11 protein-coding genes are annotated in these 13,375 nt (G+C 41.4%); all 11 read right to left on the reverse strand.

The genetic code is table 11. From position 1 onward, the window contains the following. Positions 1 to 14: 14 nt before the first annotated feature. From P0Y49_08355 to nuoC, 11 genes are read right to left on the reverse strand one after another with little or no spacing between them, the layout of a single operon-like run. Entirely contained in the window at positions 15 to 1,454 is a 1,440-nt protein-coding gene (locus P0Y49_08355; GenBank protein ID WEK21150.1) for an NADH-quinone oxidoreductase subunit N, read from the reverse strand. Beyond that, entirely contained in the window at positions 1,444 to 2,988 is a 1,545-nt protein-coding gene (nuoM, locus tag P0Y49_08360; protein WEK21151.1) for an NADH-quinone oxidoreductase subunit M, read from the reverse strand. The genes P0Y49_08355 and nuoM overlap by 11 nt, the downstream gene beginning before the upstream one ends. After that, a complete protein-coding gene (gene nuoL, locus P0Y49_08365; protein ID WEK21152.1) occupies positions 2,985 to 4,874 on the reverse strand; it encodes an NADH-quinone oxidoreductase subunit L in 1,890 nt (629 codons plus the stop codon). Before nuoL ends, nuoM begins: the two co-directional genes overlap by 4 nt. Before the next feature lie 5 nt (positions 4,875 to 4,879). Next, complete coding sequence (gene nuoK / locus P0Y49_08370) at positions 4,880 to 5,191, reverse strand: NADH-quinone oxidoreductase subunit NuoK (protein WEK21153.1); 312 nt, start codon at positions 5,189 to 5,191, stop codon at positions 4,880 to 4,882. Continuing rightward, on the reverse strand, positions 5,188 to 5,718 hold the full coding sequence (nuoJ, locus tag P0Y49_08375; GenBank protein WEK21154.1) for an NADH-quinone oxidoreductase subunit J: 531 nt from the start codon (positions 5,716 to 5,718) through the stop codon (positions 5,188 to 5,190). The genes nuoK and nuoJ overlap by 4 nt, the downstream gene beginning before the upstream one ends. Positions 5,719 to 5,720: 2 nt before the next feature. Beyond that, a complete protein-coding gene (gene nuoI / locus P0Y49_08380; GenBank protein WEK21155.1) occupies positions 5,721 to 6,236 on the reverse strand; it encodes an NADH-quinone oxidoreductase subunit NuoI in 516 nt (171 codons plus the stop codon). A gap of 23 nt (positions 6,237 to 6,259) precedes the next feature. Next, a complete protein-coding gene (gene nuoH / locus P0Y49_08385) occupies positions 6,260 to 7,219 on the reverse strand; it encodes an NADH-quinone oxidoreductase subunit NuoH (protein ID WEK21156.1) in 960 nt (319 codons plus the stop codon). After that, a complete protein-coding gene (gene nuoG, locus P0Y49_08390) occupies positions 7,216 to 9,846 on the reverse strand; it encodes an NADH-quinone oxidoreductase subunit NuoG (protein WEK21157.1) in 2,631 nt (876 codons plus the stop codon). The genes nuoH and nuoG overlap by 4 nt, the downstream gene beginning before the upstream one ends. Positions 9,847 to 9,852: 6 nt before the next feature. After that, a complete protein-coding gene (nuoF, locus tag P0Y49_08395; protein WEK21158.1) occupies positions 9,853 to 11,124 on the reverse strand; it encodes an NADH-quinone oxidoreductase subunit NuoF in 1,272 nt (423 codons plus the stop codon). An 8-nt stretch (positions 11,125 to 11,132) separates the two neighbouring features. After that, a complete protein-coding gene (gene nuoE / locus P0Y49_08400) occupies positions 11,133 to 11,597 on the reverse strand; it encodes an NADH-quinone oxidoreductase subunit NuoE (protein ID WEK21159.1) in 465 nt (154 codons plus the stop codon). Positions 11,598 to 11,606: 9 nt separating this feature from the next. Continuing rightward, on the reverse strand, positions 11,607 to 13,352 hold the full coding sequence (nuoC, locus tag P0Y49_08405) for an NADH-quinone oxidoreductase subunit C/D (protein ID WEK21160.1): 1,746 nt from the start codon (positions 13,350 to 13,352) through the stop codon (positions 11,607 to 11,609). Positions 13,353 to 13,375 lie beyond the last annotated feature (23 nt).

Consider the following 13,375-nt stretch of genomic DNA (forward strand, 5'->3'; position numbering starts at 1 on the left):
ATTAACGTAATTTATCATTTGATTTTAAAATCTATAATAGAATTCATTAAACCGGATGGATAAACTCCAAGCCAAACGATTAAAAAAGTAAGCATAGATAAAATAAGAATGCCAGTTATGTAAAAAGCCGGGTGGGTATTTTTTTCTTCAGATAAAATACTTTGTTGTTTTGTGAACATGGCTGTTATAATACGGAGGTAATAGTACAAGCCAATTACACTACTGATAACAAGGACTAATGTCGCTATTAAAAAGCCGTTCTGAAGTCCAGCGGCTAGTATGTAAAATTTTCCTACAAAACCTGCAGTTAATGGTATTCCAGCCAGAGAGAGCAAAGCCATGCTAAAAATACAGGCTAGAACAGGGTGTCGCCAAAATAATGCCCGGTAACTTTCGATATCTTCTGCATCTGTTTCTTTGTTCGACAAAATAGTAATTACTCCAAAAGCGATTAGGGTTGTTATAAAATAGGTTATCAAATAAAAACAGAGTGCTTGAATGCCGAGTGAACTACCAGGAACGAGGGCAACTAATATATAACCAAGGTGCGCAATTGAAGAATAAGCCAGAATACGTTTTACATTCTTTTGCTGTAAAGCAAGCAGATTACCAATAATCATTGTAGCAATGGCAATACTGATTAAAGTAAGCAGGAACACCTTGAAGCGGTAACCATCAATCATTACAAAAAAACGCAAAAGAACAGCAAGCACACCACCTTTAGAAGCTGTGCTAATAAAGGCCGTTACAGGTGTGGGTGATCCCTGATATATATCTGCAGCCCACATATGAAAGGGGACGACCGCTAATTTAAATCCTATCCCTACCAGCATCATTCCTAAACCGGTTAAAAATAGGGGTGATAAAGACTTAAGCATGGATATATTGCTGGCAATTGCAGAAAAATCCATGCTCCCGGTTTCAAGGTAAATTAGTGCCATCCCAAAAAGAAGGAAGGCAGAAGAGAAGGCAGCTAGCACAAGGTATTTAATCCCTGCTTCTATATTGTGATGCCTGGTTCGCAAATAGGCAATGAGTGCATACAGACCAACAGTCAGGATTTCGAGACCCAGGAATAAAGAAATAAAATGCTTACTGATCGCCAGAATACAGGCCCCAAGGGTACATAGAAACAACAATATATAGTATTCTTTAGGATTTTCTTCTTTTTCTTCGAAATATACATAAGAAAGAATATTGACCACCAGGCTTGAAAAAATGATGAGTCCCATAACGAATACAGAGAATCCATCAATGATAAACAAGGGTTGAATAGGACAAGGAAGTACTTTTTGAATATTAAAAAGAGCAGCGAAAGCTATACTAAATAATATCAGACTACTGAACTGGATACTTCGGTGATTAAGTTTTAGGGCAATAAGGAGCATAATTAGCACGGAAGAACCGGCAAGTACTAGTAATGGTGTAAGTGCGAAAAAATCGTTACTTGACATTGTGTTCTTCTTTTTTTATGATGACTGATCTGTATGTGGTTGATGTTATCGGAGGAGCCGGGAATAATTTCTCTAATTTATTAACGATAGGTTTGGCAGTATTAATAATAGGTTGCGGATAAAGACCCAACCATATAAGGCTAAATGCAAGGGATGCCATAATCAGGGTTTCTCTCCATGAAAAATCATGAATTGGATCTGTTGTTTTTGCGGGGCCAAAGAATATTTTTTGTACAATTCTTAAGGCATAAATGGCTGAAAAAATAAGGCCAATAGTAGCAATAATGGTAAGTAATAAATTAGCTTTAAAGGCACCTAATAAAATGAGAAATTCAGCAACGAAATTGCCCAATCCGGGTAATCCCAGGGAGGCCATAGCAAGTAATATCGAGACAGCACCCATTTGTGGCATTTGACTCCAAAGTCCCCCCATCTGATTGAGATCTCGGGTATGAAGGCGTTCTTTAAGCATTCCAGCCATAATGAATAGGGCTCCAGTGCTTATAGCATGTGTAACTAACTGCATTACGACACCCTGTAGTGCCAACTCGTTGAAGGCAAAGATACCCAACATGACAAATCCCATGTGGCTGATACTTGTATAGGCCACAAGGCGTTTGAGATCGGTTTGTGCATAGGACAGGATTGCTCCATAAATAATTCCTATCACGCCCAGCAGCATTGCCCATGGAGCTAATTCTCTTGCTGCTTCCGGGAATAAGGGGAGCACAAATCTTAGCATACCATAGGCTCCTGTTTTCAATAATAATGCTGCTAATATCAGACTCCCCGCTGTAGGAGCTTCGCTATGGGCATCCGGTAACCAGGAGTGAAAAGGGACAATGGGTAATTTTACCACAAATGCAATCATAAAACCCAGCATCAGCCAAAAGCCCGTATTTGGAGGGATGCTGGTGCCTAGTAATTGAAAGTAGTTGAAGGTATAAATACCGGTATTGCGTCCATGAATAAAATATAAGCCTAGTATGGCCAGGAGCATCAACAAGCCGCTGGCTTGAGTAAAAATGAAAAACTTGTAAGCTGCATATTCCCGTTTTTCGCTCCCCCATATTCCAATCAGGAAATACATGGGAATGAGCATAAGTTCCCAAAAGAAGTAAAATAAAAATAGATCCACGGCCAGGAATACGCCCGAAATTCCGGCTAGTATCCAGAGCAAATTGAAATAATAAAAACTCACACGTTCTTTCACCTCATTCCAGGAACATAGTACAGCCAAAATTCCAATGAAAAGAGTAAGCACCAGTAATAAGAGACTTAATCCATCAATAGCCAAATGAAAGCTTATGCCAAAGGCAGGTATCCAGTCTCGCTGGTAGTCAACCAACCAGTCGCTGGAAGCAGAAACGTTTATTTCGGTGTAATGGTGGACCCAAAATGATACTAAAGTAATAAAACAGCCAGTCACAGTACAAAGTGCAATCCATCGGGGGAAATGCTTATTCCATAGTCCCAGAAGGAAACTTAGTATGCCTCCACCAATTAATATGCCGATGAGATAGATTAGTATCATAATATGATTTGTATACCCAATATGATGATTGCACCTATAACCAGACCCATGATGTACCACCTGAGTGATCCTGATTGTGTAAACGATAAGGATCGGTAAAGACTAGTTGTCATATTTTCAATGCCTTGATAAAGTTTATCTATCACATCATTTTTATTGACGTTAGCGATGACTGTTATAGGTTTCACTATTAATACGTCATATAATTTATCAAAACCCCAACCTGACAGCCAGAATTGATAAAGCGCCCTGATAGCTGCTGTTTGTTTTAGTTTTTGAATATATATGGGTTGTTTATAATAGAGAATATAGGCTAGATAAATACCGGTAAAAGTTGCCAGGGAGGCGAGGAGCTGAAATAGTAATTCACTATTTACGGTAGATTTTAGAATAGTTTTTGGTAATGAATGCTGTAGTAGATCTGAAAAAAGTGTGAAATGACCAAAGTTGTCTGGTAGTTCAATAAAGCCTGCAAAAAGAGAGAAGAAAGCCAGTATGATCATTGGTATAGTCATTAGTTTGCCTGGCTGGTGACTGATTTCGGTTTTAGCTTTGCCCCAAAAAGTAAGGATCATCATTCTTGTGGTATAGGCAGCTGTAATGAAGGCTCCCAGCAAGGCAGTGAGCCACAATAGGGGAGTTCCGCGCTGACCGGCCCAGGCATACCAAAGAATCTGATCTTTACTATAGAAGCCGGCACTTATTAAAGGCAAGGCTGCCAGAGAGGCTGAGCCTATGAGGAAGGTCCAGAAAATAACTGGAAGCTTAGTTTTCAGCCCCCCCATTTTGAACATGTTATGCTCCTCATTCAGTGCCGCTATCACAGCGCCGGCTGCCAGGAATAATAGTGCTTTAAAAAATGCATGAATCATGAAATGGAAAATGGCGGTTGTCCATGCGCCAACACCCAGGGCAAGAAACATGTATCCGATCTGGCTAATGGTAGAATAGGCCAGAACTTTTTTGATGTCATATTGTGTAAGTGCGCTAAAACCGGCAATGAACAATGTCGCAGCTCCAATTACAGCTATTGTCATTTGCGTTATTGGCGAAAGCTGAAAAATAACGTGCACCCTGGCAATGAGGTAGACGCCGGCCGTTACCATGGTAGCGGCATGGATTAGTGCACTTACAGGCGATGGTCCTGCCATTGCATCAGGTAGCCAGGTTTGTAAAGGCAGTTGAGCTGATTTTCCAAGTCCACCTGCAAGCAATAAAAGTGCAGTAACTGTTGCCAGAGCAGCTCCTTGATGCCATAAGGCTGGTGCTTTAGCCAGTACATCAGGAATGACCAATGTGCCAAACTGGTAAAATATTACAAAAAGTCCGATAGCCATAGCAGTATCGCCAATTCTGGTCATGATAAAGGCCTTACGTGCAGCGTATCCGTTATCCGGATGCTCATACCAAAATCCAATGAGTAGGTAACTGCACAATCCTACACCTTCCCAACCCAAATAGAGTAATAATAAATCATTAGCTAAAACCAGTAGTAACATAGAAAAGACAAATAAATTCATAGCTGCAAAATAGCGGGAATAGTCTTTGTCATCGGCCATAAAGCCTACCGAATAAATATGTATGAGTGCCCCAATAAAGGTGATCACAAAAGTAAAAACGAGAGATAGTGCATCCAGGAAAAGAGTAACCTTAGGGTTGAAGCTTCCAACCTGCATCCAGGTCCACAAGGTTTGTGAATAGTTACCACTTACCGGAGGGTGAATAAGGAAATTGATGCCGATAATGAGTGTGATGATGGCCGAGAGGCTTACACTTCCTGAACCTATTGCGGCAATCCAGGTACGGGACATGCGGTTACCGGCAAATGCCAGCGTCAAAAAGCCGGCAAGTGGTAAAGCAGGAATGAGCCACAGTAGGTTATTCATGTTAATTATCCTTTCATTTCTTTTAATTTGTCAATATCCAATGATTTATGCTGATGATAGATTTGGAGGATTAATGCTAGTCCAACCGAAACCTCTGCTGCTGCCATAGCCAGAATAAAGATGAACATTACTTGCCCGTCGGGCTGCACCCAGCGTGAACCTGCTGCCACAAAAGCTAAACCTGAAGCATTTAGCATTATTTCAACAGATATCAGCATGAAAATGATGTTCTTTCGGATTATAACTCCAACAATTCCCAGTGCGAAAAGTAATGCGGCTAGCAGGATAACCATTTCTATAGATATGGATGATGTCATGATGGTTCCTCCTCTTTTAGAAAACGGTGCAATTCTGTTTTTTTATGTTGTCCAATATGTGCAGCACTTACTACACCTGCCATTAATAGCATTGCAGCCAGTTCTACACCGATAAAGTAGGGCTTGAATAGTGAAATGGCTACAGCTTTGGCATCAACTGCCTGCATATTGTAGGGACTGGGCTGAGCTATAATGATTAGGTAAAACAGCTCGGCAAAAAGTATGGCAGATAAAATGGTGGGACCAATCCATATCTTCGGTTTAAGCCATTGCTGCTCTTGCTTTGCTGTCTCTTTACCGAGGTTTAAAAGCATAATCACAAAGATAAAAAGTACCATAATTGCACCTGCGTAGATGATGACCTCCAGTAATGTGGCAAAATGGGCTCCCAGTAAGAAAAAGATGACAGATAATGATAACAAGGAAATGACCAGATACAGTAATGCATGCACCGGGTTGTGTCTGGTGATGACCATGATGGTAGAAATCAGGGTCACAGCAGCGGCTATATAGAACGCAATATTCATATTTAAGGTAATAAACTGTGTATATCAATAGGAGGATCTTCATTGTCTCCCTCACCTTTTTCTTTAACACCCGCTGCCAGGCCGGCAACTTTGTAATAATTATATCCTGGATATTTTCCTTGACTGTCTATTAGTAAATCCTCTTTCTCATAAACCAGATTCTGCCGGTTATATTCGGCCATTTCAAAGTCTGGAATGAGCTGAATCGCATAGGTTGGGCAGGCTTCTTCGCAGAATCCACAGAAAATGCAGCGTGAAAAATTGATGCGGAAAAACTCAGGATATCTTCTGCCATGCTCATCTTCTGTAGCTTGTAGTGAAATACAGTCTACCGGACAAGCTGCGGCGCATAAATAGCAACCTACGCAACGTTCGCCCATATCCGGATCACGTGTCAGGACAATTCGTCCGCGCCAGCGTGGATGCAGCTCAGCCTTTTCTTCCGGATACTGTATGGTTTCTCTTTTTCTGAACATGTGCAGAAAAGTGAGTCCTATAGTTCTTAATATACTGATCATGATTTTTCTTTTTTATGATGTCATTATTTATGCAGCATTAGTACAATTCCTCCTGTGATTAACAAGTTTAATAGCGCTATAGGTAATAATATTTTCCAACCGTATTCCATTAGCTGATCATATCGTGGTCTGGGAAGTGAAGCCCTTAGCAGGATGAAAAACAGAATGAAAGCAAATGTTTTTAGCATAAACCAAACCAAAGGAGGGAGGAAAGCAGGGCCTAACCATCCACCAAAGAATAACGTTATCACCATAGCAGAGATGAGTGTGATGCCAAGGTATTCGCCAATAAAGAACATTCCGAATTTCATCCCTGAATATTCTGAATGGAAACCGGCTACGAGTTCGTTTTCTGCTTCTGGGATATCAAAAGGTAAACGGTGGGTTTCGGCAATACCGGCAATCATAAAAATGACAAAACCAACTGGCTGTGTAATAATGAACCAGTGTTCTTTTTGAGCGAGTATAATATCCGTGAGTCTGAATGAGCCCGATAGCATGACTACTCCCATAAGTGAAAGCCCCATAAATACTTCGTAGCTGATCATCTGAGCTGCAGCACGTAATGCACCTAACAAGGAATATTTACTGTTGGAGGCCCAGCCACCCAGCACTATGCTGTAGACACCCAAAGACGACATGGCCAGGAAAAAAAGCAAGCCTACATCGAGATCTGAAATAAGAATGCCAGGAGCAAATGGAATAACCGAAAAGCTCATGAGTACTGTAGTTGCTACAATGGCTGGTGCAATCACAAAGATGGTTTTATCTGCAAATGGAGGAATCCAATCTTCCTTGAAAAACAATTTTATGGTGTCGGCAAGCACAATAAATAAGCCAAATGGACCTGCACGATTTGGCCCGTACCGATCTTGCCAAAGGGCTAACATTCGCCTTTCTACCCATATTAGCCATGCGGCAATTGTAGTTAAGACAAATAGTATGGCCACAATCATCAGGATATATTGAAGTGTAGTATTCATTTCGTTGTTTTTTTTATGATCCCTTTTGCTGGCCATGATATCCCGGTCAGCCCCGGAATATGATAAGGGATACCTGCCAGGCCATTGGGGAGTTCCTCTTTTATATTTACTCGTAGCTTATAATTTTGATCGTTGATGAGTATTTGTAGGATTTCATTTTCTCGGGTGTTTAAGTTTTCTGCATCATGCTTGTTGATGGCGATATAGGGCTGGGGTGTTCGTTCTGAGACCCCCTGAGTGTAAATGCTGAGTTCTTCTGAACCGAAAATATGTTGCAAGGGAACAATCAACCATTCATCTGGTAATGATTTAAAAGGCTGCGGTACATTATTTAGAAAGGTGTTTTTATTGGAAGAAATTTCCGGGAACAACCTTTTGCCCTGATCTTCTCCTTTTAAAGGTCCGCCAATCTCAATCTGGTATTTGTTTACAGATTGTCCGGAATTCCAACCCGGCGCCCAAAAGAACGGGGTTAGGGGAGCAGGTGGTATTCCTTTGTAGCCTTCCATCGTAAAAGATAAAGCCGAATCAGGATCTTCTGGTGGTTTCGGTTCACTTACATTGATGTTGGCCAGCATTGCTGTACGACCACTGTAACGATGCGGTTCACGTGGAATCTTTTGTCCATCAATACGGAAATTGGTTGCCGGCATAGCGGTTTCTACTCCTTTAAACTGTGGCATTAATTTCGCCATTTTAGCCAGAAGATTACCAGGGTCGGTTAATGCTTCAAGATTGGTCCCCATTTTAAATTGCCTGAACTCGTCCAGCCATCTCCAGCTTTCTCTTAGGTTTTCATTTTTCGGTACAAATACCTGAAAGAAATGTTGCGCTCGTCCTTCGTTATTAATAATCGTTCCGTTTGCTTCGGCAAAGGTGCCAACTGGAATCAAGGTGTTGGCTTTGTTGGTGGTTTCATTATGTAAATGATCCAGCACAACAACTTGTTTGCAAGAATCGAAGAAATCATCAATGTCCTTTTTATTGGTTCTTCGATACAAATCATTTTCCAGAATGATTACCGTATCCGCTTTACCATTTTTCAGGACTTCTGCGGCCTGATTTAAAGATGGGGCTTCCATCATTGCCAGTCCCATCGAATTACATTCTTGTACAACAAAGCACAGGCTGGCTTTTTTATCTTCGGTAGCCAGGGCATAAGCAATATTAGCAGCGGCTTTAAGAATGGCTTCATTATACAAACTTGTTCCACAAATTATCAATGGTCTTTCCGCTTTTTTTAGCATGTTGGCAATGTGTTGCGCATCTTTTAAGCCTTCACGCTTCATTTTTATTGGGGCCGGAGCAGTTTCGTTTAGGACATTTGCAATAGCGAACCCTAAACGGGCAATCTCATCTGGGACCAGGTAATGGTTTTTAGATGCGAGCTCGTCCAATTTGGTTTGTGTTGGGTAAGCTGTAAAAATCAATCCTTTTTTATGCGCTGCCTGGCGGATTGCTAAGGCTAGCATCGGGGCAGCATTGGTTAAATCTTCTCCCAGTATCAAAATAACATCAGCGGTTTCAGTTTCTTTTAAAGTTGGCGTATGAATATGACCTGAGTTTACAATATGGAGGGTCGTACGCATAAGCTGCGCTTCGGTTTCAGAAATTCCTTGGTAAAAGTTTTCTTTTCCGACCAGCTGCATCAAGGCAAAGTTTGATTCCAGGGATGCGCGGGGAGAAGCGATGCCGATTACTTTATTGTTGGATAAAAGCGCTTTTAAGTGATGATGTAAACTTTGTTTGTCTATTGCTTCTGGAATATTGGAACGTATTAAAGGTTGTTGAATGCGGTTAATGTTATTTACAAATTCATATCCAAACCGGCCGCGATCACAAATGAAATAGCCATTTACTTCGGCGTTATATCGATTTGTGATTTGACGGAGCTCTCCATATCGTTCTCCACCAATTATATTGCAGCCAAGACTGCAATGCTGGCAAATAGAAGGTGCCATGGTCAGATCCCATTTTCGGGTATAATGTTCTTTTAAAGTTTTGTCAGTAAAAACACCTGTTGGGCATACTTCAGCGAGGTTTCCGCTAAATTCGTTTTCTAGTATCCCATCTGTTGTTCTTCCAAAATAAACATGATTATGAGTGGCAAATGCATCCAGATCTTTTCCTCCGGCATAGTCTTTATAAAACCGGACGCAACGGTAGCAATGTATGCAGCGGTTCATCTCATGATTGATAAAGGGGCCAAGATCCTGATTTTTATAGGTTCGCTTTTGATAGTTGAAGCGACGGTAAGCATGGCCTGTCATTACAGTCATATCCTGTAAATGACAGGAACCACCTTCATCGCAAACTGCACAATCATGCGGATGATTGGTCATGAGCCATTCTATGATCTGTGCTCTAAAAGCAGTAGCGGTAGGATCGTTAATTGATAAATATATATTATCTTTCACGGTCTCCATGCATGACATGACTATGCGACCTTTGGTATCTTCTTCATCTTTAAAAAGTTTGATGGCACATTGGCGACAAGCACCCACTGAGCCCATCGCAGGATGCCAGCAAAAATAGGGTAGGTTAAAACCTAGGGATAGACAAGTTTCTAACAAGTTTTTGCCAGGTTTTACATCGTAAGCTATATGATCAATATAAATGATTGCCATTGTGTTTCACCTCCAGGGACATTTTTTCTCGTTGATGTGTTTCTCAAAATCTGCTTTGAAATATTTTAGGCTACTTTGGAGGGGTTCCATTGCTCCAGGTGCCAGGGCGCAGAATGTACTCCCCGGGCCCATATATTTGGTATGCATTTCTAATAGTTCTAAATCCTCCATACGTCCTTGTCCATTTTCAATGGATAGCAATATTTTCTCGGTCCAGGGTAAGCCCTCCCGGCAAGGGGTACACCAACCGCAGGATTCTTGGGCAAAAAAGTGTTCGAGGTTATGTACAAAACCAACCGGACAGGTATGGTCGTCGAGGATGATCATTGTACCAGTACCCAGACGGCTGCCTGCTGCGGCTACTGATTTATAATCCATTTTAACATCCAGGTGTTCTTCTATCAGGAAATCAGTGGAAGCACCTCCAGGAAGAACTCCTCTGAATTTGAAACCGTCTTTCATTCCACCTGCATGTTCTTCAATAAGCTGACGGATGGTTGTATGCATTGGCAATTCCCATATTCCCGGCTTATTGACTTTGCCACTGATGCCATATAATTTGGTCCCAGCATCAGCTCCAGGACTTAGGTCTTTGAACCAATCAGCTCCCTTGTTAATAATATGGGGAATATTTGAAAGTGTTTCTACATTGTTAACAATGGTAGGTTTACCAAATAAACCGCTAACCTGAGGGAAGGGAGGTTTGGTTCTTGGGGTGGCACGTTTGCCCTCTAATGCATTGAGTAGGGCAGTTTCTTCTCCGCAAATATATCTGCCAACACCTGTATGCAAGTGCATTTCGAGATTAAATCCGGAGCTTAAGATATTGTTTCCGAGGTAACCTGCTGCGTATGCTTCATCGATAGCCTGCCTTAAAAGTCTTGCTGCTTTTTTATATGCCCAGCGCAGAAAAATATAGGCTGTATTAGCTTGTATCGCGTAAGCGGAAACGATCATGCCTTCAATTAACTGGTGTGGATTGCCTTCTAATAGCAAGCGATCTTTGAATGCCCCAGGTTCCATTTCATCAGCATTGGCAATTAGATACTTGGTTTGTTTCGCATCATTCATTGGAACGAAGCTCCACTTGGTTCCTGTATTAAAGCCAGCACCCCCGCGGCCTTTAAGATCTGACTCCTGAACTACAGTCATCACTTCTTGTGGAGTCATGGCTTTAATTGCCCTATGGACACCTTGATAGCCACCAACATGTGCGTAATCATTAAGATTAAGCGGGGGACGGTTGAAGCTAATGTGTTGTGTCAGGGGCATTTCCATAACGTTGTTTATTTATAGGTTTTTAGTATCTCATCAAGCTCATTGATTGTTAAATCTTTATATAAATCATGATTGATCATTAGTGTGGGGGCATGGTCACAAGCCCCAAGGCAAGCATTAGGTAGTAACGTAAATCTGGCATCAGGGGTGGTTTCTCCAAATTTGATGTTTAACCGGGCCTTTAGGTGATCATAAATTTGTTCATACCCCATTACATAGCAGCTGATGCTGTCGCAAAGTAAAATGATGTTTCGGCCCACAGGTTTACGGAAAATGAGGTTGTAAAATGTGGCTACGCTATCCAATTCTTCGGCAGACATTTCTATATGCGCTGCAATAGCCAGAAGACTTTCATCGGAAATCCAGCCTCTATGCTCTTGTACGATTTTTAAAGCTTCTATACAGGCAGCTTTTCGTACTGGAACCAGTGCAATTTCATGATCTATTTTCCTTATTTCTTCCGCTGTTAGCATTTTTTTGTTTTACCTATCGATATCTGCCAGTACATAGTCCATACTTCCTAAAATGGACAGTAAGTCGGCAATTGTATAACCCTTACTGATATAGGGTAACATTTGCATGTGAGGAAACGAGGGCGTTCGTATCCTGATTCTGTAAGGTGAAGTATTGCCATCACTGGTGAGGTAATAGCTGTTGGCTCCTTTAGTCGCTTCGATACAACTCATAGCTTCTCCAGGAGGAATTACAGGACCCCAGCTTACATTTAAGAAATGGGTAATGAGGGTTTCAATGTCCTTTATGGTGTTTTTTTTGAGTGGCGGAGTGGCTAAGGCGTGATCGGACATATAGTTCCCCTCAGGCATATTTTTCAAGCATTGATCTATAATACGCAGGCTTTGCCACATCTCTTCAATTCTTACCACTGCCCGGTCATAGCAATCGCCATTTTGTGCGTATGGAATATCAAATTCAAAATTTTCATAACCTGAATAAGGCTGTTTTTTCCTGAAATCCCATTCCAGTCCGCAAGCTCGCAATCCTGGTCCGGTTACTCCCCATTCTAAGGCTTCTTGTGTGGTATAAATCCCAATTCCTATTGTTCTGGCTTTGAAAATGTTGTTTCGCATCACCATCTGTTGATATTCTTTTAGTCTTTTTGGAAAGTAAGCGATAAAGTCACTAACCAATTTATCCCAACCTTTTGGCAAATCTTGAGCAATTCCCCCAATTCGAAACCAGTTAGGGTGCATTCTTGCACCGCATATTGCTTCTACAATATCAAAGATCTTTTCTCTGTCGGTAAACATGTAGAATACCGGAGAAAGCTGTCCCAAGTCTTGCGCAAATGTCCCATACCATACCAGGTGACTGGCAATTCGGAAAAATTCACATAGCATTACCCGAATTACCTTTACCCGTTCGGGAACAGTAATACCTGCTAATTTCTCTACAGCTATTAAATAAGCCAGATTATTCATTACACCGCCCAGATAATCTATACGGTCGGTATAAGGTATGTAGGTATGCCATGACTGTCGTTCACCCATTTTTTCTGCCCCACGGTGATGAAAACCAATATCAGGAACAGCATCCACAATGTTTTCTCCATCTAGCTGAAGGATAATGCGTAAAATGCCATGTGTCCCAGGGTGCTGCGGTCCTAGATTGAGGAACATGAAATCAGTGTCCTTACTATGTCTTTTTAAACCCCATTCTTCCGGGTGGAACTGTAAAGCCTCTTGCTCATGGTCTTGTTGCTCCTCATCAAGTTTAAATGGCCCCATTTCGGTAGCTCTTGCTGGGTGTTCTTTTCTTAAAGGGTGTCCTTCCCATGTTAGTGGCATTAAGATCCTACGTAAATTGGGGTGTCCTTCAAAGGTTATCCCAAACATGTCATAAACTTCACGTTCATACCAATTGGCATTTTTCCATAGAGATGTAATGGATTGGACGGTAGGATGTTCACCATGTAAGGCTACTTTGATACGGATAAAACAGTTTCGCTTAAAAGATAGCAGGTGATATATAATGACAAAATCAGCAGCTGGCGATCCGTTTTTAGATAAGCTCCTTTCATCATTGGCACTGAGGTCGTACAGTAGCTCAAAAGGATATGAGATGATGTTTTTCAGGTAATTTAGGACGTCGGTAATGTCTTTTTTTTCAATCCATAAAGTTACCACCTCATCAACTGTGTGTTGTGAGGTAAAAGTAGAGTTTCCAAATCTGGCGGCAAGTTCTTCTACCAGGCCCGAATGATTTTCCATACTTTTTAACTTTATGGGTTATA

It is taken from the genome of Candidatus Pedobacter colombiensis (assembly GCA_029202485.1).
Classification (GTDB): Bacteria; Bacteroidota; Bacteroidia; order Sphingobacteriales; family Sphingobacteriaceae; genus Pedobacter; species Pedobacter colombiensis.